Annotated in this window: 22 protein-coding genes; 10 read left to right on the top strand and 12 right to left on the bottom strand. The window is 73.0% G+C overall.

What is annotated here, in order from left to right:
* The first annotated feature begins 2 nt into the window (after window positions 1-2).
* On the top strand, window positions 3-881 hold the full coding sequence (locus JQN84_RS26770; protein ID WP_204961327.1) for a DUF1775 domain-containing protein: 879 nt from the start codon (window positions 3-5) through the stop codon (window positions 879-881).
* Window positions 882-990: 109 nt separating this feature from the next.
* Here the strand turns inward: JQN84_RS26770 and JQN84_RS26765 are convergent, their stop codons facing one another.
* Entirely contained in the window at window positions 991-1,914 is a 924-nt protein-coding gene (locus JQN84_RS26765) for an ADP-ribosylglycohydrolase family protein (protein ID WP_204961326.1), read from the bottom strand.
* A gap of 73 nt (window positions 1,915-1,987) precedes the next feature.
* On the opposite strand from JQN84_RS26765, the gene JQN84_RS26760 reads away from it, so the two are divergent.
* Window positions 1,988-2,677, top strand: coding sequence for a response regulator transcription factor (locus JQN84_RS26760; protein WP_204961325.1), 690 nt, complete (start codon window positions 1,988-1,990; stop codon window positions 2,675-2,677).
* A gap of 29 nt (window positions 2,678-2,706) precedes the next feature.
* Window positions 2,707-4,110 (top strand): HAMP domain-containing sensor histidine kinase, encoded by a 1,404-nt coding sequence (locus tag JQN84_RS26755; protein WP_204961324.1) that lies wholly within the window; start codon window positions 2,707-2,709, stop codon window positions 4,108-4,110.
* Window positions 4,111-4,335: 225 nt separating this feature from the next.
* Here the strand turns inward: JQN84_RS26755 and JQN84_RS26750 are convergent, their stop codons facing one another.
* Window positions 4,336-5,355, bottom strand: a complete 1,020-nt coding sequence (locus JQN84_RS26750) for an adenosine deaminase (protein ID WP_204961323.1) — start codon at window positions 5,353-5,355, stop codon at window positions 4,336-4,338.
* Window positions 5,352-6,146 (bottom strand): trans-aconitate 2-methyltransferase, encoded by a 795-nt coding sequence (locus JQN84_RS26745; RefSeq protein ID WP_204961454.1) that lies wholly within the window; start codon window positions 6,144-6,146, stop codon window positions 5,352-5,354. The genes JQN84_RS26750 and JQN84_RS26745 overlap by 4 nt, the downstream gene beginning before the upstream one ends.
* Window positions 6,147-6,231: 85 nt before the next feature.
* Between JQN84_RS26745 and JQN84_RS26740 the strand changes: the two genes are divergently transcribed.
* Together JQN84_RS26740 and JQN84_RS26735 are read left to right on the top strand one after the other, a co-directional pair.
* The gene (locus JQN84_RS26740) at window positions 6,232-7,215 is read left to right on the top strand and encodes an aldo/keto reductase (protein ID WP_204961453.1); all 984 of its coding nucleotides are present in this window, start codon (window positions 6,232-6,234) and stop codon (window positions 7,213-7,215) included.
* A gap of 88 nt (window positions 7,216-7,303) precedes the next feature.
* Window positions 7,304-7,498, top strand: coding sequence for a hypothetical protein (locus JQN84_RS26735; protein WP_204961322.1), 195 nt, complete (start codon window positions 7,304-7,306; stop codon window positions 7,496-7,498).
* A 135-nt stretch (window positions 7,499-7,633) separates the two neighbouring features.
* On the opposite strand, the gene JQN84_RS26730 is transcribed toward JQN84_RS26735, so the two are convergent.
* The 7 genes from JQN84_RS26730 to JQN84_RS26700 all read right to left on the bottom strand — a co-directional run bounded on the left by JQN84_RS26730 (window position 7,634) and on the right by JQN84_RS26700 (window position 11,997).
* A complete protein-coding gene (locus JQN84_RS26730) occupies window positions 7,634-7,837 on the bottom strand; it encodes a cold-shock protein (protein ID WP_011905669.1) in 204 nt (67 codons plus the stop codon).
* A gap of 348 nt (window positions 7,838-8,185) precedes the next feature.
* Complete coding sequence (locus JQN84_RS26725) at window positions 8,186-8,458, bottom strand: DUF4235 domain-containing protein (RefSeq protein ID WP_204961321.1); 273 nt, start codon at window positions 8,456-8,458, stop codon at window positions 8,186-8,188.
* Window positions 8,455-8,814 (bottom strand): DUF3618 domain-containing protein, encoded by a 360-nt coding sequence (locus tag JQN84_RS26720; protein WP_204961320.1) that lies wholly within the window; start codon window positions 8,812-8,814, stop codon window positions 8,455-8,457. The genes JQN84_RS26725 and JQN84_RS26720 overlap by 4 nt, the downstream gene beginning before the upstream one ends.
* A complete protein-coding gene (locus JQN84_RS26715) occupies window positions 8,811-9,245 on the bottom strand; it encodes a phage holin family protein (RefSeq protein ID WP_145918853.1) in 435 nt (144 codons plus the stop codon). The genes JQN84_RS26720 and JQN84_RS26715 overlap by 4 nt, the downstream gene beginning before the upstream one ends.
* Window positions 9,246-9,433: 188 nt before the next feature.
* The gene (locus JQN84_RS26710; RefSeq protein ID WP_204961319.1) at window positions 9,434-10,672 is read right to left on the bottom strand and encodes a mechanosensitive ion channel family protein; all 1,239 of its coding nucleotides are present in this window, start codon (window positions 10,670-10,672) and stop codon (window positions 9,434-9,436) included.
* 80 nt (window positions 10,673-10,752) lie between these two features.
* Window positions 10,753-11,574, bottom strand: coding sequence for a DUF1206 domain-containing protein (locus JQN84_RS26705; RefSeq protein ID WP_204961318.1), 822 nt, complete (start codon window positions 11,572-11,574; stop codon window positions 10,753-10,755).
* A gap of 60 nt (window positions 11,575-11,634) precedes the next feature.
* Window positions 11,635-11,997, bottom strand: coding sequence for a hypothetical protein (locus JQN84_RS26700; protein ID WP_204961317.1), 363 nt, complete (start codon window positions 11,995-11,997; stop codon window positions 11,635-11,637).
* A gap of 79 nt (window positions 11,998-12,076) precedes the next feature.
* Between JQN84_RS26700 and JQN84_RS26695 the strand changes: the two genes are divergently transcribed.
* A complete protein-coding gene (locus JQN84_RS26695) occupies window positions 12,077-13,303 on the top strand; it encodes a cysteine desulfurase-like protein (RefSeq protein ID WP_204961316.1) in 1,227 nt (408 codons plus the stop codon).
* Between the two features lie 18 nt (window positions 13,304-13,321).
* Here the strand turns inward: JQN84_RS26695 and JQN84_RS26690 are convergent, their stop codons facing one another.
* Complete coding sequence (locus tag JQN84_RS26690; RefSeq protein ID WP_204961315.1) at window positions 13,322-14,809, bottom strand: glycoside hydrolase family 3 protein; 1,488 nt, start codon at window positions 14,807-14,809, stop codon at window positions 13,322-13,324.
* Window positions 14,810-14,948: 139 nt separating this feature from the next.
* Between JQN84_RS26690 and JQN84_RS31985 the strand changes: the two genes are divergently transcribed.
* The 4 genes from JQN84_RS31985 to JQN84_RS26675 all read left to right on the top strand — a co-directional run bounded on the left by JQN84_RS31985 (window position 14,949) and on the right by JQN84_RS26675 (window position 18,512).
* Window positions 14,949-15,074, top strand: coding sequence for a hypothetical protein (locus JQN84_RS31985; RefSeq protein WP_255470159.1), 126 nt, complete (start codon window positions 14,949-14,951; stop codon window positions 15,072-15,074).
* A gap of 112 nt (window positions 15,075-15,186) precedes the next feature.
* Window positions 15,187-16,137 (top strand): TIGR03557 family F420-dependent LLM class oxidoreductase, encoded by a 951-nt coding sequence (locus JQN84_RS26685; protein ID WP_204961314.1) that lies wholly within the window; start codon window positions 15,187-15,189, stop codon window positions 16,135-16,137.
* 178 nt (window positions 16,138-16,315) lie between these two features.
* A complete protein-coding gene (locus JQN84_RS26680; RefSeq protein WP_204961313.1) occupies window positions 16,316-17,947 on the top strand; it encodes a RecQ family ATP-dependent DNA helicase in 1,632 nt (543 codons plus the stop codon).
* Window positions 17,948-18,008: 61 nt separating this feature from the next.
* Entirely contained in the window at window positions 18,009-18,512 is a 504-nt protein-coding gene (locus JQN84_RS26675; RefSeq protein WP_204961312.1) for a hypothetical protein, read from the top strand.
* Window positions 18,513-18,594: 82 nt separating this feature from the next.
* On the opposite strand, the gene fxsT is transcribed toward JQN84_RS26675, so the two are convergent.
* The gene (fxsT, locus tag JQN84_RS26670) at window positions 18,595-21,111 is read right to left on the bottom strand and encodes an FxSxx-COOH system tetratricopeptide repeat protein (protein WP_204961311.1); all 2,517 of its coding nucleotides are present in this window, start codon (window positions 21,109-21,111) and stop codon (window positions 18,595-18,597) included.

The following is a 21,111-nucleotide window of genomic DNA, read 5'->3' as shown; positions in this document are numbered from 1 at the left end:
AGATGACGACGACCCGTGGCGGCGTCCGGCGACGTCGGGGCGTGCTGGTGCTGGCGGCGGTGGCGGCCGGGGTGTTCGGTGCCCCGGGCGTGGCGCTGGCGGACGGGCTGTCGGCCAGCCCGAGCCAGGCGGTGCAGGGCGACGCGGTGGAGCTGACGTTCGTGGTGCCCGAGCAGCGGCCCGGCGCGCGCACCGAGAAGATCGAGTTCAGGCTGCCGCCGGACGCCCCGATCGGCGAGGTGTACCCGCTGTCGGTGGACGGCTGGGCGCCCCTGATCACCTCCCGCGAGCTGGCCGCGCCGGTGGCCGGGATCCACGCCCCCTCGGTGAGCACGGTGACCTCGGCGGTGGTCTGGACCCGGGGCGCCGGGCCGGCGGTGGCGGGTCCGGCCCGGCTGTCGGTGGCCATGGGCCCGCTGCCGCAGACCGACCGGATGACCTTCGAGGTGGTGCAGACGTACTCCGACGGGGCGGTGGTGCGCTGGGCCGATCCGGCCGGGGGTGGGCATCCCGCCCCGACGCTGGCGCTGGTGCCGCCGGCTCCCGGTGCCGCCACCGGGCACCACGGCGGCCCGGCCGACGGGACGGACGCCCAGGCGGCCCCGGACGCCGAGACCGCACCGGCCGGCGACGACGACGACGGTCCCAGTGCGGACCTGCTGCTCGGCGGTGGCCTGGTGGTCGGGTTGGGCGGCGGCGCGGTGATCGGCTGGGTGGCGAGCCGCTCCCGCCGTCGGGCCGCCGCCGACGCGGAGCCCGACGGGGACGACGAGGCGACGTCGGACACCGGCTCCGTCCCGGCCGCCCGGGGCTGGCGTCTCGACGGGCAGGCCCCGGGTGAACCCGCCGACAGCGACCCCGAGCGGGTGGCGGCACGCTGAGCGCCGACCGTCGCCACCCCGGCCGGCCGCACCGTCGGGTCGGGAGCCACCTGCACTGCCGCCGGGCCGACAGCCCACCACGTACGGGCTGACCCGGCCGCACCGGCAGTCAGTTCAGCCAGTCCGGCAGCGCCTCCCGGGCGGCCACCCAGTCGGCGGGCACCCCGCCGGGCGTGCCGACCCCGGTGTGGCCGCCGACGATCCCGCCGACGATCGCGGCGGTGGTGTCGACGTCGCCGCCCGCCTCGACGCAGGCGCGGATGGCGGCCGGGTAGTCGGTCAGGTGGGTGGCGACCACCCAGAGGGTGAAGGGGACCGTGTCCTGGGCGGTCACCCTGGCCCCGTTGCCCAGCACCGCGACGGCCTCGTCGAGGCCGCGACCGAGCAGGCCGATCGCCCGGCGTATCCCCCGGTGCACCGTGCTGGCCGGGTCGACCGCCCCGGCGACGGTGGTGAGCAGCCGGTTCACGTCGGGGCGGGGCTCCCCGTCCAGCCGGGTGCGGACGGCGAGGGAGGCGGCGACGGCCACCGCGACCGCACCGGCGATCCCCTCCGGGTGGGCGTGGGTGACCTCGGCGCTGACCCGGGCCCGGGACGCCGCGCGGGTGGTCGAGTCGGCGTACCAGACGCCGAGCGGGGCGACCCGCATCGCCGCGCCGTTGCCGCAGGAGCCCTGACCGTCGAAGGCCGACGCGGCGGCCACCGGCCACGGGGTGCCGGTACGGATCAGCCGCAGGATGCCCACCGCACCCGGCCCGTAGCCCCGGTAGGGCTCGGCCCGGTTGGCGAAGGCCAGCGCCAACCGGTCGGCGTCGACGTCGCCGTGGGCGGCCAGTTCGGCCAGCACCGAGCAGGCCATCTCGGTGTCGTCGGTCCACTGCCAGGGCGGCGGGGGCAACCGGCCGGCCGAAAGGTCGTCGGGTCGCCGGTCCGGGACGAAGAACTGCGAACCGAGGGCGTCGCCGACGGACAGCCCGGCGAGGCTGTCGCGGGCCAACGCCAACCGGGCGTCGGGAAAGAGGGTGAACGGCATCGTCGTACCATTTTGCCCGGTTCGCGGATGTGCCGCAACGCGGCCGACTTGCCACGGGCAGTACGGTGCTGACGTGGCCACCGTGCTCCTGGTCGAAGACGACCACGTCGTCCGCGGCGCGATGCTGCGCTCGCTCAGCGAACGGGGGCATGCGGTGCACGCGGTCGGCACAGCCCTGGACGCGCTGCGCCGGGTCGCCGCCGAGACACCCGATCTGGTCGTGCTCGACCTGGGTCTGCCCGATCTCGACGGGTCGGACGCGCTGCGGATGCTGCGTGGCATCACCGACGTGCCGATCATCATCGCCACCGCCCGCGACGACGAGCAGTCGGTGGTCCGGCTGCTGCGGGCCGGCGCGGACGACTACATGGTCAAGCCGTTCACCGGCGCCCACCTGGACGCCCGGATCACCACCGTGTTGCGCCGGGTCGGCCGGGCCAGCCGTACCGTCGCGCCGGCCGTGCACACCGTCAGCGGCCTGCGGGTGGACGTGGGCGAGCGCAGCGCGGTGCTCGACGGGGAGCCGCTGGCGCTCACCCGTAAGGAATTCGACCTGCTGGCGTATCTGGCGGCGCGGCCCGGCCGGGTGGTGTCCCGGCGGGAACTCTTGGAGGAGGTATGGCGCCAACCGTCGGTCGGCGAGGACCAGACCATCGACGTGCACCTGTACTGGCTGCGTCGAAAGATGGGCGAGTCCGCGGCGAAGCCGCGCTACCTGCGCACCGTGCGGGGGGTGGGGTTCCGGCTGGTGGCCCCCGACTGAGGCCGGCGCTGGCCGCGTTGACGGCCGGCATGTGCACGCTCGTCGCGTCGGCGTTCCTCGTACCGCTCGGGTTGACCCTGCGCGAGGAGGTGCGCGAGGAGGCGTTGGCCGACGCGGCGCGGCGCGGGGCGCTGGTCACCGGCGCGCTCGCCGTGAGCACCGAGCCGGCGGCGGTCCGCCGCGCGGTCGAGGCGACCGGGGACGACCCGGCGACCCGGCCGGTGGTGCACGGCCTGGCCGGGAAGCAGCCGGCCGGCCGGGTGTCGGCCGACGACCTGGCGCGGGCGCGGGCCGGGGAACAGTCCCGGGTGGTCGAGGTCGACGGTGGGCTGCTGCGGCTCGATCCGGTGGTGCTCGACGGCCGGGTCGCCGTGGTCGAGGTCTTCGTGCCCGACGCCGTCCTCGACGAGGGGGCCGGCGGCACCTGGCTGCTGCTCACCGGGGTGGCCGTGGCGTTGGTCGGCGCGGCGGTGGTCGTGGTGGACCGGGTCGCCGCGCGGGCTGTCGACGCCACCCGGGCCCTGGTCCGCGCCGCGCTCGCCGTGGGTGACGGTGACCTGGGGGTACGGGTCGAGCCGAGCGGCCCGCGCGAGCTGGCCGAGGCGGGGTACGCGTTCAACCGGATGGCCGACCGGATGGCCGCCGCCCGTACCGACGAACGGGAGTTGGTGGCGGACCTGTCGCACCGGCTGCGTACCCCGTTGACGGTGCTGCGGCTCGACGCCGAGGGGTTGGACTCCGACGACACCAGCGTCGGCTCGTTCAGCCCGGCGGAGCTGGACCGGCGGCGGACGATCCGGCGCATCCGGCAGGCGATCGTCACCCTGGAGGGCGAGATCGACGTGCTGATCAAGACGACCCGTAAGGCGGTGGCGCACGAGGCCGGGCCGGCCGAGTGCGACGTCAGCGAGGTGGTCCGGGACCGGATGGTGTTCTGGGCGGCGCTGGCCGGCGACCAGAACCGCCCGCACCGGGTCAGCGGCGCGCAGTTGCGGATTCCGGTACCGGTGCCCCGGGCCGAGCTGGCCGCCGCCCTGGACGCGGTGATCGGCAACGTCTTCCGCTACACCCCGCAGGGCACCGCGTTCGAGGTGGCCGTCTCCCGCCGGGACGGGTACGTGGCGATCCGGATCGACGACGCCGGGCCGGGCATCGCGAACCCGGACCGGGCGTTGCGGCGCGGGGCCAGCGATCAGGGCTCGACCGGGTTGGGGCTGGACATCGCGCGGCGGGTGGCGTTGCAGGCCAACGGCTCGGTCAGCCTCGACCGGGCCCGGCTGGGCGGGGCGAGCGTGGTGATGCTGCTGGCCGATCCGCAGGCCACGCCCCGGCAGGTCAACCGGTTCGGTCTGGTGGGCCGGATGGCGCGGGAGGCCCGGGAGCAGAAGGGCGGGGGCCGCCGCTGGCCCCGGCAGCGTCCCACCGACGGCTGAGCAACCGGCGCTGCCTGTGCTGTGGCGCAAGGTTTCCTTAGATCCGGATTAACGACGGCCACCCGGGGCCGGCGGGCTGACAGGATCGCACCCGAACCCATCAGTTCCACCGGCCTGTCGCCCCTGACACCACCGGCCGGTGGATCGGTACGCGCGGCGGGGGCACGGTCCCCCACACCAGCTCCCGCCGCGTGTACACCAATCCTCCCGGTCACCCGTGACGGTTCAGCGGGTCGCCACGAAGGCGTCGATCTCGGCGATGATCCGGGCCTGCCCGGCCGCATCGAGGAACGACGCGGACACCGCTTCCCGGGCCAGCGCCGCGAGCCCCTCGGGTCCGGCGTCGAGCAGTCGGGCGGCGACGGCGTACTCGTCGTTGAGGGTGGTGCCGAACATCGGCGGGTCGTCGGAGTTGATGGTGACCCGGACGCCCGCGTCGACCAGTTGCCGCAGCGGGTGCTCCTCGATCCGGGCGACGGCCCGGGTCCGCACGTTGGACGTCGGGCAGACCTCCAGCGGGATGCGCCGCTCGGCCAGGTGGGCGAGCAGTTCCGGGTCGTGCGCGGCGGAGATGCCGTGGCCGATCCGCTCGGCACCCAGTTCGCGCAGGGCGTCCCAGATGGTCTGCGGGCCGGTGGTCTCCCCGGCGTGCGGGACGGAGTGCAGCCCGGCCGCCCGCGCCTGGTCGAAGTACGGCTTGAACTGTGGTCGGGGCACCCCGATCTCGGGGCCGCCGAGCCCGAAGGCGACCAGCCCGTCGGGGCGTTCGTCGAGGCTGATCCGCAGGGTCTGCTCGGCGGCCGGCAGGCCGGCCTCGCCGGGGATGTCGAAGCACCAGCGCAGCGCGATGCCGAAGTCGGCCTCGGCGCGGCGGCGGGCGTCCTCGATGGCCTCGCAGAACGCCGGTGCGGGGATGCCCCGGCGGACGTGCGAGTAGGGGGTGACGGTCAGCTCGGCGTAGCGGACCTGCTGACGGGCCAGTTCCCGGGCCACCTCGTGGGTGAGCAGCCAGACGTCGTCGGGGTCGCGGATCAGGTCGACGACGCTGAGGTAGACCTCGATGAAGTGGGCGAAGTCGCGGAACGCGAAGTAGTCGGCGAGCGCGTCCGGGTCCGCGGGTACGGGGCTGCGTCCCTCGTGCCGGGCGGCCAGTTCGGCGACGATCCGGGGGGATGCGGAGCCCACGTGGTGCACGTGTAGCTCCACCTTGGGCAGTTCGGCGATGAAGGCGGACAGGTCGGTCACTGCTGCTCCTTGTGCCGGTCGCCCGTACGGGCGACCACGAAGATCCGACGGAACGGGAAGTACACCTGACCCTGCCGTACCGGGTACGCGCGGGCCAACAGGTTCTCCAGCGCGGCGCGGAACCCGGCGAGGGCGGTGTCGTCCAGGACCGCCCGCACGGGACGCAGGGCGGTGCCGTCCAGCCAGGTCAGCACGGGGTGTTCGGCGTCGGTGGGGGCGGGCAGCCGGTGCAGGTAGGTGGTCTCCCAGGCGTCGACCGCGCAGCCGGCGGCGGTCAGCGCGGTGGCGTACCCGACCGGGTCGTCGACGGGGTCCTCGCGCAGCAGCGGCCGGACGGTGGCCGCCCAGCGGGGGTCTTCGGCGACCTCGCGCAGCGCCCGGTGCGAGGGGCCGGCGAAGTTGCCGGGCACCTGGAACGCCAGCCAGCCGCCGGGCGGCAGCGCGTGCGCCCAGCGGCGCAGCAGGGCCGGGTGGTCGGGCACCCACTGGAGCACCGCGTTGGCGACCAGCACGTCCACGTCGGGGGCGGGACGCCAGTCGGTGACGTCGCCGACGGTGAAGCCGACGGTGGTGTCGAGGGTCCGGGCCCGGTCGATCATCTCGGGGGACGAGTCGAGGCCGGTGATCCGGGCGTGCGGCCAGCGGCGGGCGAGGGTCGCGGTCAGGGTGCCCGGACCGCAGCCGAGGTCGACCACCGCGCGCGGCCGGTCGGCGTCGACCCGGGCCAGCAGGTCGTAAAACGGGCGGGACCGTTCGTCGTCGTAGCGCAGGTACGTGCCCGGATCCCACATGACCAACCCCCAAACCGTACGTACGTTTTGTTACAAGGTACGGCCGGCGCTGCGCCCCGGCAAGCAGGTCACTAGGCTCGACGGCATGGAACAGCGCAGCTTCGACCGGCTCGGCCGGCAGGTGGGTGTGGTCGGCCTCGGGGCCTGGCAGCTCGGCGCGGACTGGGGACAGGTCAGCGAGAGCGACGCCCTGGCCGTCCTCGCCGCCGCCGTGGAGTCCGGCGTCACCTTCCTCGACACCGCCGACGTCTACGGCGACGGCCGCAGCGAGCAGCTGATCGGGCGGTTCCTGCGGGACAACCCCGGACACGGGCTCACCGTCGCCACCAAGATGGGCCGCCGGGTGCCGCAGACGCCGCAGGCGTACACCCTGGACAACTTCCGGGCCTGGACCGACCGGTCCCGGGCCAACCTCGACGTGGACACCCTCGACCTGGTGCAGCTGCACTGCCCGCCCACCGAGGTCTTCGCCGACGACCGGGTCTTCGACGGCCTCGACACCCTCGTCGCCGAGAAGCGGATCGCCGGGTACGGCGTCAGCGTCGAGACCTGCGACCAGGCGCTCACCGCGATCGCCCGGCCGGGGGTGGCCAGCGTGCAGATCATCCTGAACGCGGTCCGGTTCAAGCCGCTCGACGAGGTGCTGCCGGCCGCCGCCGCGGCCGGCGTCGGGATCATCGCCCGGGTGCCGCTGGCCAGCGGCCTGCTCTCCGGCCGCTACGACGAGCACACCACCTTCGCCGCCGACGACCACCGCACCTACAACCGGCACGGGGAGAGCTTCGACGTCGGCGAGACCTTCTCCGGCGTCGACTTCGACCTCGGCCTGACCGTGGTGCGCCGGCTCGCCCCGCTGGTCGGCGACGGGCGCACGATGGCCCAGTTCGCCCTGCGCTGGGTCATCGACCAGCCCGGGGTGACGGTGGTCATCCCCGGCGCGCGCAACCCGGAGCAGGCCCGGGGCAACGCCGCCGCGGCCGGCTCACCCGCGCTCACCGGGGCCGAGCTGGACACCGTCCGGTCGGTCTACGACGAACTGGTCCGGCCCCGGGTGCACGACCGGTGGTGAGCCACGCCGGCCGGGTCGTCGCCTCGGCGCGGTCCGGCCGGCATCCTGGTGACCGGGTCGGATCGACCGGCCTGCGGAGGGGGGACCGGTGAGGGGATGGCTCACGCTCACCCTGGGCCTGTTGGCCGTGGTGGTGGGCGCCGTCTGGACGGTCCAGGGCCTCGGGTACGTCGACGGCAGCCTGATGAGCGACGAGCGGTTGTGGGCCGCCGTCGGGCCGCTGCTGATGCTGGGGGGCCTGGTGCTGCTCTGGCGCGGCCTGCGGGCCCGCCGGCTGCCCTGATGCCCTGCCGGGCTGCGGCCCGGCGGGGAGCGGGACCGACCGATGCGGAAAGCCCCGCGTCCTGAGGGGACACGGGGCTTCTCGTCGATCCGGCTGGCCGGACCACCCGGGCCGGCGGATGCCGACCGGCTTCGCTCAGAGGGGGCGGACCTGCTCGGCCTGCGGACCCTTCTGACCCTGGGCGATCTCGAACTCCACCCGCTGGTTCTCCTCCAGCGTGCGGTAGCCGCTGGTCTGGATGGCCGAGAAGTGGACGAACACGTCAGCACCCCCGCCGTCGACGGTGATGAAGCCGAAGCCCTTGTCAGCGTTGAACCACTTCACGGTTCCCTGCGCCATGTGTATCTCCTTCTAAAACCGGCGGCCGAGCACGCTGTGCGGCCGATTGGCCGTATGCGGGCGGCGACGACCCGGGCGGGCCCCCACAGCGGGAGAACGCTCCGTGCCGACACCGTCTCGCAACAGCGGGGATCAGCAAACCACGTACCCAAAAACCTTGCACAGCCTAATCGACGAAATTCTCCGACATGTGACCTGACGGATGCCCGACGCACGCTGGCCGGGTCGTCCGACCCGGGCGAAAGGCCCCCCGTCCGTCGATGCGCACGAGGGGCCACAGGTCGTCGTCACCATCCGGTAGGACAGCCGTCGCGGCTGGTCACCAGGGGTACGGCCGGTCGCGGCTGGTCAGTCGGGCCAGCGCCCGGTCAGCCGCCGGACGCCGACCGCGCCACCCCGGTCCACCGCCGCGCGGACGACCGAGAAGATCGCCCCCTGCAACGCCGCCGCCGCGAGGATCTCGCCCCAGCGGCGGTCCTCGTCGGTGGGGTTGGGTGCCTCGCCGTCCCCGGCGGTCGCCTTCCACACCTGCCGGAAGATCATCCCCGCCAGCGCGCCGGCCGCCAGTCCCAGCACCACCCCGACCGGCTTGTACGCGGTCCTGCCGATGCCCTTGCTCACCTGCGCCTCCCCCGAACGATCAACAACACCACCACGGCGGCCACCGCACCTGCCGCTATCGTCGCCCACGGCACCGGATCGCGCCGCACCGCCACCGACCTGTCGTACGCCTGGGTCCGGGCCCGGTCGACGCTCTGCGCCGCCTGCTCCCGTACCCGGGCCACGGTCGACGCGGCCTGCTCGCGTACCCGCTCGCGCGCCTGTTCCGCCGAGTCCTTCAGCCGGGCCTTGACGTCGGCCTTGGCGGCCAGCAGTTCCATGGTCTCGCCCAGTTCCACCCGGGTGCGCCGGATCTCCTCGCGCAGCGCCTCGGTGTCGCCCGTGCCGTTGCCGTTGCTGCCCGTCGTGCCGGTCATGCCCGTCCCCTGTCCTTCACCGCGGCGGCGACCGTGTCCACGTCCGCACGGACGCTGCGGACCGTCGCCTCCGGCATCGGGGGGACCGCGTGGCTGACCTGCTTCTTCCCCACCAGGGCGAGCACCCCGGCGACGAGGAAGAGCACCACCGCCACGATCAGCGCCGCCGCCCACGCGGGCAGCACCAGGGCCAGCAGCAGGATCACGGCGGTGACCAGTGCGCCGAGCCCGTACAGGGCCAGCGCTCCGCCGCCGCCGAACAGGCCGATCCCGATCCCGGCGTGTTTGCCCTTCTGGGTCAGTTCCGCCCGGGCCAGGGCCAGCTCGTCCCGGACCAGTCGGGAGACCTGCTCGGTGGCCCGCTGCACCAGTTCGGCGGTGGACGGCTCGCTCCCGGTCCGGGACGTGCGGTGGTTCGCGACGTCAGCCATGCTGTCCTCCTTTCGTCATCACCGCGCTGTATGCCCGGAGCCGCCGTCCGTCAATCCTGCAATCCTGCGCACGGTGACCAACCACATCTGACCGCAGGTCGGGCCGGGGCGTCCGGCAAAACGCCGAAGCGGGTACGACACGGCCCCCGCGACCGGCGGTCGCGGGGGCCGTACGGGCTGCGGACGGCTCAGCGGCGGGCGTCGGCCCCCGGGTCCGCCCCGACGGTGACGGCCTCGCCCCGGGCGTCCTGGTCCGGGCCGACGAACGCCTCGCTGCGGGCGTCGCCGTCGTCGCTGCCACCGAAGACCCGGGCGTCGTCGGGCAGCTCCCCCTCGGCGCGGCGGTTGACCTGGCGGCGCGGCGGCACCCACTGCCAGGGCAGGCTGCCGGCGGCGTCGCCCACCTCGGCGCGGGTCCGGGGCAGCGCGGTCGGCCGGTGGTCCCGGACCCAGCCGACCAGGTGCTCCCGCACCAGGCACCGCAGGTCCCACAGGCTGCCCGCGTCGGCGGCGCTGACCAGGGCACGCACCTTGATCGCGCCACCGGTGGCGTCGGTGACCTGGAGCACGCAGACCCGGCCGTCCCACAGGTCGGTGCCCTCCACCAACCGGCGCAGCTCCTCCCGCATCGACTGCACCGGCACCGACCAGTCGAGGTGGAACTCGGCGGTGCCGAGCACCGCCGCCTCGGTCCGGGTCCAGTTCTGGAACGGGGTGCTGGTGAAGTACGAGGTGGGCAGGATCAGCCGCCGGTCGTCCCAGATCTGGACCACCACGTAGCTGAGCGTCAACTCCTCGATCCGGCCCCACTCCCCCTCGACCACCACCACGTCGTCGAGGCGGACGGCGTCGCTGAAGGCGAGCTGGAGGCCGGCGATGACGTTGCCGAGCAGGCTCTGCGCGGCCAGCGCGGCGACCACACCGACCACACCGGCGCTGGTGAGCACGCCCGCGCCGACGCCGCGTACCGCCGGGAAGGTCATCAGCATCACGCCGACGGCGAGCACCACGATCACCACGATGGTCAGCCGACGCAGCAGCACCACCTGGGTGCGTACCCGCCGGACGTGCCGGTTGTCGGGCACGTCGACCCGGAGGAACCGGGCCAGCGCGGTGTCCTCGGCCACCACCAGCAGCGAGGCGACCAGCCAGGCCACCGCGGCGACCACGCCCAGCACCAGGACGTGCAGCACGGCCTGCCGCCACCCGGTGCCCACCGCGTAGCCGGTGGTCCAGCGGACCGCGAACTGGACGGCCACCACCGTGCCGGCCACCTGCAACGGCCGGTGCACGTGCGTGGTCAGCTCCGTCATCAGGTGCGACCGGCGGCCCAGCCGCCTGATCACCCGGTGTACCACCTCGACGAGCAACAGAGCGATCGCCGCCGCGGTGGCCGCGGCGGCGATCGTCTCGAGGTAGTCCTGCACGTGGTTGTCTCCCTCCGGCCGGGCTGATCGCAATCGGGCAAAGGCCCAATGGTGCCCGGCGTTTCCGGTATCGACCAGGCTCAGATCTTGCGGAACCGGGACTGGAAGAAGCAGTAGACCCCGAACGCGGCGATGCCGAGCGCCATCAGCGCCAGGATGAACGGCCCGTACGGCTGATCCCGCAGGGTACGCAGCGCGGCGTCCAGGCCACGCGCCTTCTCCGGGTCGTAGTTGATCGCGGCGACGACGATCAGCAGACCGGCGACGGCGAACACCGCACCCCGGGCGATGTAACCGGCCATGCCCAGCCGGCGGACCGTCTGCCGGGTCTTGCCGTTCATCTCGTTGGTCTTGAGGTTCCGCTCGAACTTCTTCTTGTAGCCGTAGATCACCATGCCGATGCCGACGGCGGCGAGCACCAGACCGGCGAGCCCGACCAGCCCACGGCCACCGCTGGAGGCCATCAGCTTCTCGCTGAACTGCTCCTGCTGGTCGGCGCTGTTGGAGCTGGCGTCCTGGACCACCTTGATCGAGGTCCAGGCGAGCCAGAGGAAGACGACGGTACGGACGCCCGAGGCGATCCGCTCGAAGAGGCGTTCCTTGCCGCGCTTGGCGTGGTGGCCGACGGCCGCCTCCAGGGCCTGCCAGATGGCCATCGCGATCAGGCCGACGGCGATCGCGATCAGCAGGAACTTGCCCATCGGCTGGGCGCCCAGGGCGCGCAGGGCACCGTTCTGGTTGCCCTCCTCGCCGGAGCCGGCGAAGGCGATCTGGAGGATGACCCAGGCGAAGAGCAGGTGGACGATCCCGTAGCCGATGAAACCGGCCCGGGCGAGGAGTTCCAGCCAACGGCTGTCCGCGGTGCGGGCGGCGGTGGCTTCGGCGTTCCGGGTGAGTGACATGGGGCCACAATCTCCGTTTGCGGAGATCCCCAAACGTGGTGTGCCGCGCTCCCGGGCAGGTCAGCTGCCGGCGTTGCGCGCCACCCGGATCTGCACCTGCTGGTCGGTGACGCTGTCCAGGGTGACCGCGAAACCGCCCACCTCGGTGGCCTGCTGGCCGATGGTGAGCGACAGCTGCTCGCCGGCCACCTCGACGGTCACCTGGTCGCCCTGCGCGCCGATCAGCTTCGCCTCGACGCCGAGGATGGAGGCACGGGCGTCCACGCCCCGGTCGAAGGTGACCGTGCAGGCGTCCAGGCCGCAGTCGGTGTCGGCGCCGTCGGAGCTGCATCCGGCCAGCACCGCCACGCCGAGCGCCAGGCCGGCCAGCAGGCCGGCGGTCCGCCGGAGGGGGGTGGGGGTGGTGGCGCTTCGCTTCGTCACCCGACCAAGGGTACGAGACGCCGCCCACCCCGGCACCCGGCTGGATCTTCGGGTCGGGTGCGCGGGCTAGGGTCCGGGCATGCCGTTCGACATCACCCGCACCCGGGACGCGTACCCCGCGCTCGCCGAGGGTTTCGCCCACTTCGACGGTGCCGGTGGCACCCAGACCCCCCGGTCGGTGATCGACGCGGTGGCCGACGCGATGCGGATCGCGGTGGGCAACCGCAGCACCGCCTTCCTGCCCGGCCGCCGGTCACTGGAACTGGTCACGGGGGCCCGGACGGCGGTGGCCGACCTGCTGGGCGTCACCCCGGACGGGGTGGTGCTCGGGCCGAGCGCGACAGCGCTGACGTACACCCTGGCCCGGACGCTGGGCGCGGACTGGGGCCCCGGGGACGAGGTGGTGGTCTCCCGGCTCGACCACGACGCCAACGTGCGGCCCTGGGTGCAGGCGGCCGGGGCGGCGGGGGCGACCGTACGCTGGGCCGAGTTCGACCCGGCCACCGGTGAGCTGCCCGCCGGGCAGTACGCCGACCTGGTCGGCGCGCGGACCCGGCTGGTGGCGGTGACCGCCGGCAGCAACGCCACCGGCACCATGCCGGACGTGGCGGCGATCGCCGCGACGGCCCACGCGGCCGGTGCGCTGGTCTGCGTGGACGGGGTGCACTCGGTGCCGCACGGCCCCACCGACCTGGCAGCCACGGGTGCCGACTTCCTGGTCACCAGCGCCTATAAGTGGTCCGGGCCGCACCTGGCCGCGATGGTGGCCGACCCGGCCCGGTGGGCGCGGTTGCGTCCGGCCAAGCTGGTCCCCTCCTCCGACGCGGTGCCCGACCGGTTCGAGGCCGGCACGCCGAGTTTCCCGCTGCTCGCCGGGGTGGCCGCCGCCGTCGACCACCTGGCCGGACTGGACCCGACGGCCACCGGGGACCGGCGGGCCCGGGTCCGCGCCGGGCTGGCCGCCGCGCAGGCGTACGAGGGGGCGCTGTTCGCCCGGCTGGTCGGTGGCCTGGCCGCCCGGCCGGCGGTCACCGTCCTGCCGGCCGGGGTGCGGCGCTGCCCGACCGTGTCGTTCCGGGTGGCCGGGTGGACGCCGGCCGGCCTGGCCGCCGCGTTGGGCGCCGCCGGGCTCTGCCTGTCCAGTGGGGACTACTACGCGTACGAGTACTTCCAGGCGCTCGGGTTGCGCGACAGCGGCGGTGCCGTGCGGGCGAGCGTCTACCACTACAACACCGTCGACGAGGTGGACCGGCTGCTGGCCGAACTGGACCGGCTGGCCGAACAGGGGGAACCGGCGGGCCGGTGAGCCGCGTGGGCGGGTGGTTCAGCGGCCTGCGGTGAGCAGTTCGGCGGCGGCGCGGGTGGCGGCCCGGGTCGCGCCGTGGGTGGCCAGGTGCAGCCCACCGGTGATCAGCTCGGGCAGGCCGAGTTCGACGACGACGGCGTCCGGCCGGGTGGCCAGCGCCCGGTCGACCGCGGCCCGCATCCACGGGTGCCGGTGCAGGTCCCGCACGACCAGCACCAGTGGCCGGCCGGCCGCCCCGGCGGTCGGGTCGGCGGGCAGGTCGGCCTCGGCGAGCCGGACGGTGGTGGTGCCGGGCAGCAGGTCGGCCAGGGGCGCCCCGAGGCCCCACGGGGTCTCCGCGCCGATCGCGATGTTGTGCGGTGCGGCGAACTCGACCACGTGCGCGGCAGCGGTCAGCGGCAGCCGGCCGACCGCGTCGCCGCTGACCCGTACCGCCCGGCGGGCGGCGGCCAGGCCGACCGGCGAGCCGTCGGCGGGGCGCGGGGCGGCATCGGGCCGGCCGGCGCGGGCGGCGGTGCTCCACTCGGCGAGCTGACCGACCCTCTTGGCGGCCTCGGCGAGGCGTTCCTCGGGCAGCTCACCGGCGAGCACCGCGGCCACGATCGCGTCGCGCAGGTAGCGGGCGGTGGCCTCGTCGGCGCGTTCGCCGCCGACGCAGATCGCGTCGGCCCCGGCGGCGAGGGCACGTACGGCGGTGCCGGCGAAGCCGTACCGGTCGGCGACGGCGCGCATCTCCACCGCGTCGGTGACCACCACGCCGGAGAAGCCCAGTTCCTCGCGGAGCAGGTCGCCGAGGATGCGCGGGCTGAGGGTGGCCGGCAGGTCGGGGTCGAGGGCGGGGACCAGCAGGTGCCCGGTCATCACCGCCTGCACGCCGGCGGCGACGGCGGCCCGGAACGGGACCAGCTCACCGGCGTCCAGGCGGGCCCGGCTGGCGGCGATCCGGGGCAGGTCGTGGTGGGAGTCGACCCGGGTGTCGCCGTGGCCGGGGAAGTGCTTGGCGCAGGCGGCGACGCCGGCGGACTGCAGGCCGCGCACCCAGGCGGCGGTGTGCCGGGCCACCAGGTGTGGGTCGGCGCCGAAGGACCGCACCCCGATCACCGGGTTGGCCGGGTTGATGTTGACGTCGGCGTCCGGGGCGTAGTTGAGGGTGACGCCGAGGTCGGCGAGTTCGACGCCGAGGTCGCGGGCCACGTCCTCGGTGAGCGTCGGGTCGTCGACCGCGCCGAGGGCGAGGTTGCCGGGGCGGGAGCTGCCCCGGCCGGACTCGATCCGGGTGACGTCGCCGGCCTCCTCGTCGATGGCCACCAGCACGTCGGGGCGTTCGGCGCGCAGCGTCGCGGTGAGCGCGGCCACCTGGTGCGGGTCGACGACGTTGCGGGCGAACAGCACCACCGCGCCGAGCCCGTCGGCCAGCCACCGGCGGACCCAGTCGGGCGGGGTGGTGCCGACGAAGCCGGGTTGCAGGACGGTGGCGGCCAGACCCGCCAGGTTGCGCTCGTTCATCCGGCCCCGGTACCCCCGTCGCGTGTCGACGGCCCGGTGCCGTCGCGGTGCTGTCATGGTCACACCGGGCGAGGTAATAGTCAATAAACCTTACTGTTACTGTCTGGCGTCGGTCGGGGCGACGTGCCACAGTGCGGGGATGGACCTGCCGCCGCTCGCCGACGCCACCTCGCCCGCCGACATCCCCGGCGTACGCCTGCTCGGTCTGGTGGTCGGCGGGTTGCTGCTGCTGGCCGCTATCCGGGCCATGTTCGGCCGCCGCTGAGATCGACCGCCGCTGAGATCGACCGTCGCCGACCGACTGATCCCGCACCGGCCGGGGTACCGGTAGCGGGACGTCACGCCGCACCCGGCGGCGCGCCCAGCGAGGGGGCACGATGAGGATCGGCTATTTCCTGTCCAGCGAGGAGTTCACCCCGGCGCAACTGCTGGAGCAGGCCCGGGCCGCCGAACGGGCCGGCTTCCAGGCACTGTGGATCTCCGACCACTACCACCCGTGGACGGACGCCCAGGGGCAGAGTCCCTTCGTCTGGTCCGTCATCGGGGCGCTGAGCCAGGTCACCACGCTGCCGGTGAGCACCGCGGTGACCTGCCCGACGGTCCGCATCCACCCGGCGGTGCTGGCGCAGGCGGCGGCGACCAGCGCGGTCATGCACGCCGGCCGGTTCGTCCTCGGCGTCGGCACCGGCGAGGCACTCAACGAGCACATCCTCGGCGACGCCTGGCCACAGACCGACGTCCGGCTGGAGATGCTGGAGGAGGCCGTGGCGGTGATGCGGGAACTGTGGCGGGGCGACTTCGTCAACCACCACGGCCGGCACTACACGGTGGAGCACGCCCGCGTCTACACGCTGCCCGACGCACCCCCGCCGGTGTACGTCTCCGGCTTCGGCCCCAAGGCCGTCGACCTGGCCGCCCGGATCGGCGACGGCTACGTCAGCATGATGCCCGACGGCGACCTGGTCAGCCGGTTCCGGGACAACGGCGGCGGCGACAAGCCGTGCCAGGCCGGCTTCAAGGCCGCGTACGCCGACACCGAGGACGAGGGCGCGCGGATCGCGTACGAGACGTGGCCCAACGCCGGGGTGCCCGGCGAGCTGTCCCAGGTGCTGCCCTCCCCCAGGCACTTCGAGCAGGCGGCCCAACTGGTCACACCGGACCAGGTGCGGCAGGGCTTCGTCTGCGGCAACAGCGCCGACGCCCACCTGGAGATGATCGACAGGTACGCCAAGGCCGGCTTCGACGAGGTCTACGTGGGCAACGCCGGTCCGCACTGGCAGGGACTGTTCGACCTGTACCAGCGCGAGGTGCTCCCCCACCTGCGCTGAACCCGTCCGCCCCGACCACGGGTCACCGGCGCACCCCGCCGACGGTGACCCGTGGTCGATCGCGTGTGTGCACCCGGTCACCGCGCCTGACCTGCGACGTACCGGCCGGCGTGCGTGATGTGTCCGATCCGGTGGGAGCGGTTTCGCCACCGGTCCACCCGGGTACCTCCGGCCCTCGATGAAGCTGTCCATGCACTCGACGACGTTGCGCCGCGCGGCGCGCAGCCTGTTCGGCTGGAAAGCGCTGCGGCCCAACCAGCTCGCCGCCATGCGTGCGGTGATGAAACGACGCGACGCCCTGGTGGTGCTCCCCACCGGAGCCGGCAAGTCGGCGATCTACCAGATCCCGGCGAGCCTGATCCCCGGGCCGACGGTGGTGATCTCGCCCCTGCTGGCCCTCCAGCAGGACCAGATCGCCGCGCTCAACGAACGCCAGCGCCCCGAGCTGCGCGCCGTGCGGATCAGCTCCGACGAGAGCGCCGCCCAGCAGGCCCAGGCGATCGACGACGTTCGGCAGGGGCGGGCGGAGTTCCTCTTCATCACCCCGGAGGCGCTGAGCAACCCCGACCGGATGGCCGAGGTGAAGTCGCTGGCACCGGCGCTGGTGGCGATCGACGAGGCGCACTGCATCTCGGCGTGGGGGCACGACTTCCGCCCCGACTACCTGGCGCTGGGCCACCTGATCGACGGTCTGGGCCGTCCGCCGGTGGTGGCACTGACCGCCACCGCCTCCCCACCGGTACGCGACGACATCATCGCCCGGCTGCGGCTGCGCGACCCCGAGGTGGTGGTCTCCGGGCTGGACCGGCCGAACCTGTTCGTCGAGGTCGCCTACTGCCCCACCGACGACTACCGGTGGCGGCGGCTGATCGCGCTGCTGCGCGACGACGAGCGGCCCGGCATCATCTACGTGCCGACCCGGCGGGCCGCCGAGGAACTGGCCGAGCGGCTGACCACCGCCGGGTTCCCGGCCGAGTACTACCACGGCGGGATGCCCACCGCCGCCCGGCACGGGCTGCACGAGGCGTTCCTCGCCGACCAGGTGCCGATCATGGTGGCGACCTCGGCGTTCGGCATGGGCATCGACAAGCCGAACATCGCCTGGGTGGTGCACATGGCGCTGCCCGACTCGCCGGACAGCTACTTCCAGGAGATCGGCCGGGCCGGGCGCGACGGTGCGCCGGCCCGGGTGCTGCTGCTGTGGCGGGCCGAGGACGTCGGCCTGCAACGCTACTTTTCCGGCGGCCTGCCCGACGAGACCGAACTGCGGGACCTGGCCGCGCTGCTGCGCCGCCGGGCGACGACGAAGAAGGCGCTGCGCGAGGCGACCGGCCTCGGGCCGCGCAAGCTCGGGCAGTACCTGGCCCTGCTGGAGCAGATCGGGGCGGCCGAACCCCGGGCCGGGCAGAAGATCGGCGCGCCGCGCTACTCCCCCACCCCGGCGGAGGCGGGCGCGGCGGCCCTGGCCGAGGCCGAACGGCAGCAGACGGTGACCCGCTCGCGTACCGACATGATGCGCGCCTTCGCCGAGACCACTGGGTGCCGGGGGCAGGTGCTGCTGGCCTACTTCGGCGAGCAGATGTCGCAGGTCTGCGGGCACTGCGACAACTGCCACGCCGGCACCAGCGTGGCAAGCGACGGCGCGGTCGGTCCGTTCCCGGTGCACAGCCAGGTGCGGCACCCGGAGTGGGGCCCCGGGCTGGTGCTCAACTACGAGGAGGACCGGATGACGGTGCTCTTCGACGAGGTGGGTTACAAGACGCTCTCCGTACGCGTGGTGTCCGAACAGGGTCTGCTGACGCTGGACTAGCCTGACCCGGGCGACCGCCGGGGGCGGTGCCCGCAGTGCAACGATCGAGAGGGGCTCAGTCGTGATCGAACAGCCGGCGTACACCGGGTTCGGGTTCTCCGACGAGGAGTGGGGGCTGCTGGTCGGCCTGCCGCAGTCGGTCCTGACCGCGGCCAGCGCCGCCGAGTCGGACGGCGCCCGGCGCACCCGCGCCGAGAACGCGGCCGGGCTGGAGACCATCGCCGCCGGCCGGGAGTCGGCCAGCCCGCTCGTCGCCGCCGTCGCCGGGGAGATCGTCTCCCGGGTGGGCGACCCGGAGGCCGGCGAGGAGCTGCCGGTGATCTCGCCGGCCGACCCGCAGGCGCTCATCGACGACGTGCTGGTCCGGGCCGGACAGGCGACCACCCTGCTGGCCGCGAAGGTCGACGAGGGCGAGGCCGGGGCGTACCGGCACTGGCTGGTGGAGATCGCCGACCAGGTGGTCGGGGCCGCCTCCAGCGGGGGGCTGCTCGGCATCGGCGGCGACCAGGTCAGCGACTCGGAGCGCAAGTTCCGCGACCGCCTCTCCCAGGTCCTCAACGACTGACGTCAACCCACGGCCGACGGGCCGGGCCAGCCTGACGGCGGCCCGGCCCGCGCTGTAGTCCGTGCCAATGTTCACGCATTGGTCAACGCCCGCGGCGGGTTTTGCGCGGTGTCCGGCGTCCACCCATGGCAACTGCGATCTGGTCGAGGGTGGTCCGCGCGTGCTCCGTATAAGGGTGTTGCTGACCAAGAGTGGTTCGCAGTTTCCGATGCGCTGCTTCAGCGAATCGACGAGCGGAAATCAACTGCCCGCGCCGCCCCAATAATTGGGCGAGATTCACCATGCCCGAAAGCGTATCAGGATGATCATCGCCGAGGATCCGTACACGTCGCCGATACATATCCTCCGCAACCTCCAACGCCCGCCCAAACTCCCCCACACCACCCAACGCGACAGCCAAATTACTCGCACACTTCAACGTGTCAGGATGATCCTCACCCAAAACCCGAACCAGCCGCCCATACACATCCTCCGCAACCTCCAACGCCCGCCCAAACTCCCCCACCCTACCTAAAGAAATGGCCAAATTACCCGCAGACATCAACGCGCCAGGATGATCCTCACCCAAAACCCGAACCCGCCGCCCATACACATCCTCCGCAACCTCCAACGCCCGCCCAAACTCTCCTATATCACCCAACGAGACAGCCAAATTACTCGCACACGTCAACGTGTCAGGATGATCCTCACCCAAAACCCGAACCAGCCGCCCATACACATCCTCCGCAACCTCCAACGCCCGCCCAAACTCCCCCACCCTACCTAAAGAACCGGCTAAAATACTCGCAGACGTCAACGCGTCAGGATGATCCTCACCCAAAACCCGAACCAGCCGCCCATACACATCCTCCGCAACCTCCAACGCCCGCCCAAACTCCCCCACCCTACCTAAAGAACCGGCCAAATTATTCGCCGAGGTCAGCGTGTCAGGATGATCCTCACCCAAAACCCGAATCCGCCGCCCATACACATCTTCATTGATTTCGAGCGCCCGCTGATGGTTCCCGAGAGCACTCTGAACTACCGCAAGGTCGGAGGCAGTGCGGAGGGTGTCGGGATGGTCATGGCCGAGAATACTGATCTGGCGGGTGAGGGTGTCGTCGATCAGAGGACGAAGCCGGTCGAACTGGCCCAGGTCGCGGTAGGCCCAGACCAGTTCAGTGGCAGCGCGCAGAGTGTCCACATGATCCGGGCCGTGTCGCTTCTTCCACTCCTGGTAGAGGTTGTCGGCTAGTTGCTGGGCGGGGCGGCTGTCGCCCCGGCAGATCAGGTAGACGATGGCGTTGCGTGCCCGCAGGCGGAGATCGGGGTTGTCGGTGTGCGCGGGGTCCGCCGCCAGCAGGTGGGGCAGGACCATGCTCCACTGGGGCCAGGTCGCGGCGTCGCGGGGATCACCCGGGTCGACGGTGCCGAGCGCCGCCTCGATGCGCATCCTTAGCTCGGCGGCGACGGCCGATTCGATCTGGTCCCGGACGATCGCTTGGACCAGCCGGTGGACGGTGATCGTCCCGAGTTCGACCCGGGCCAGACCGGAGGCACCGACCGCACTGATGGCCCGCTGCCGCTGGAGCGGCCTGTCGATGATCTGCGCCAGCGGCGCGAGATTCTCTAGGTGCAAGTCGGCGTGCCGGGCGATGATAACGACGAGATCGGTCGGCACCGGCTCGGGTGCCAGGAACGCACACAGGTGGAGGACGGCGAGCGCGGCGGGATCCTTGGCCCCCAACGCGGTGATGCTCAGGGTGGCCGCTGCCGCTAGGGAATGCGGATAGCCTGCGGGCTGCCCCTCGTCGAGCACCGCACGCGTCTCCTCCCGGAGCACCTGCCGGTACTCGGTGACCGACATGCCGAACTCGGCCAGGTAACTCGCTGACTGCGCCAGCGCCAAGGGTAGGTCGCCAAGATCCTCGGCGAGCTGAGCGGCCTCGGTCGCGCTGATCCTGGTCAGGCGCAACGTCAGCAGTTCCACGGCTTCGGTGCGAGGAAGGACGTCCAGCTCCAGGGTACGGGCGAGCTGCCCCCAGGCCGTGGTGCGGGAGGTGACGAGCACATGCCCCTCGCCGTCCGGCAGCCAGGGGCGGAGGTCGTCGGGTTTCTCCGCGTTGTCGAAGATCAGCAGCCAACGGTCCCGGCTTCGGAGGAACTCCTTGACCTTGCTCTGGGCGATCACGCTGTCCACCTGGGCGTCGAGCACGCCCAGCGCGATCCCGAGCGCGCTGAACTGCTCACCGATGGCCCCGGACTGTTCCGCCGAGATCCACCACACGACGTCGTAGTCGGCCCGGTGCCGGTACGCGTACTCCAGGGCCAACTGGGTCTTGCCGACCCCGCCGAGGCCGTGAATCGCCTGCACGCCCGCAGCACCACCGGATGACAGCCGGGTCCGCAACTCGGCGAGTTCGGTCCCCCGGCCAGCGAAGTTCGGATCTCGGGGCCGGAGGTTCCACACCGACGACGGCCGGCCCGCTGTGGCGGCAGGTTGGTCGGCGGCAGGCCGGGGAGCGGGTACGCCACTGGTGTTGATGAAGTTGTTGATCTGGAGACCGCTGCCCACCCCGGCACTCGTGCCGTGGCCCTCGGTCTGCATCCGCTGCGTCAC

The sequence above is a fragment of the Micromonospora humidisoli genome, assembly GCF_016900955.1.
GTDB classification, from domain to species: Bacteria; Actinomycetota; Actinomycetes; order Mycobacteriales; family Micromonosporaceae; genus Micromonospora; species Micromonospora wenchangensis.
Note: the sequence above shows the minus strand (reverse complement) of the source record. Positions and strands in the feature narration are given on the sequence as shown.

What these genes read in the sequence shown, in the direction of transcription:
- JQN84_RS26765 (WP_204961326.1), bottom strand. Translation starts at nt 1,914, where the DNA reads ATGCCGTTCACCCTCTTTCCCGACGCCCGGTTGGCGTTGGCCCGCGAC.
- JQN84_RS26690 (WP_204961315.1), bottom strand. Translation starts at nt 14,809, where the DNA reads ATGAACGAGCGCAACCTGGCGGGTCTGGCCGCCACCGTCCTGCAACCC.
- JQN84_RS26770 (WP_204961327.1), top strand. Translation starts at nt 3, where the DNA reads ATGACGACGACCCGTGGCGGCGTCCGGCGACGTCGGGGCGTGCTGGTG.
- JQN84_RS26755 (WP_204961324.1), top strand. Translation starts at nt 2,707, where the DNA reads ATGTGCACGCTCGTCGCGTCGGCGTTCCTCGTACCGCTCGGGTTGACC.
- JQN84_RS26695 (WP_204961316.1), top strand. Translation starts at nt 12,077, where the DNA reads ATGCCGTTCGACATCACCCGCACCCGGGACGCGTACCCCGCGCTCGCC.
- JQN84_RS26680 (WP_204961313.1), top strand. Translation starts at nt 16,316, where the DNA reads ATGAAGCTGTCCATGCACTCGACGACGTTGCGCCGCGCGGCGCGCAGC.
- JQN84_RS26730 (WP_011905669.1), bottom strand. Translation starts at nt 7,837, where the DNA reads ATGGCGCAGGGAACCGTGAAGTGGTTCAACGCTGACAAGGGCTTCGGC.
- JQN84_RS26720 (WP_204961320.1), bottom strand. Translation starts at nt 8,814, where the DNA reads ATGACCGGCACGACGGGCAGCAACGGCAACGGCACGGGCGACACCGAG.
- JQN84_RS26745 (WP_204961454.1), bottom strand. Translation starts at nt 6,146, where the DNA reads ATGTGGGATCCGGGCACGTACCTGCGCTACGACGACGAACGGTCCCGC.
- JQN84_RS26740 (WP_204961453.1), top strand. Translation starts at nt 6,232, where the DNA reads ATGGAACAGCGCAGCTTCGACCGGCTCGGCCGGCAGGTGGGTGTGGTC.
- JQN84_RS31985 (WP_255470159.1), top strand. Translation starts at nt 14,949, where the DNA reads ATGGACCTGCCGCCGCTCGCCGACGCCACCTCGCCCGCCGACATCCCC.
- JQN84_RS26685 (WP_204961314.1), top strand. Translation starts at nt 15,187, where the DNA reads ATGAGGATCGGCTATTTCCTGTCCAGCGAGGAGTTCACCCCGGCGCAA.
- JQN84_RS26705 (WP_204961318.1), bottom strand. Translation starts at nt 11,574, where the DNA reads ATGTCACTCACCCGGAACGCCGAAGCCACCGCCGCCCGCACCGCGGAC.
- JQN84_RS26715 (WP_145918853.1), bottom strand. Translation starts at nt 9,245, where the DNA reads ATGGCTGACGTCGCGAACCACCGCACGTCCCGGACCGGGAGCGAGCCG.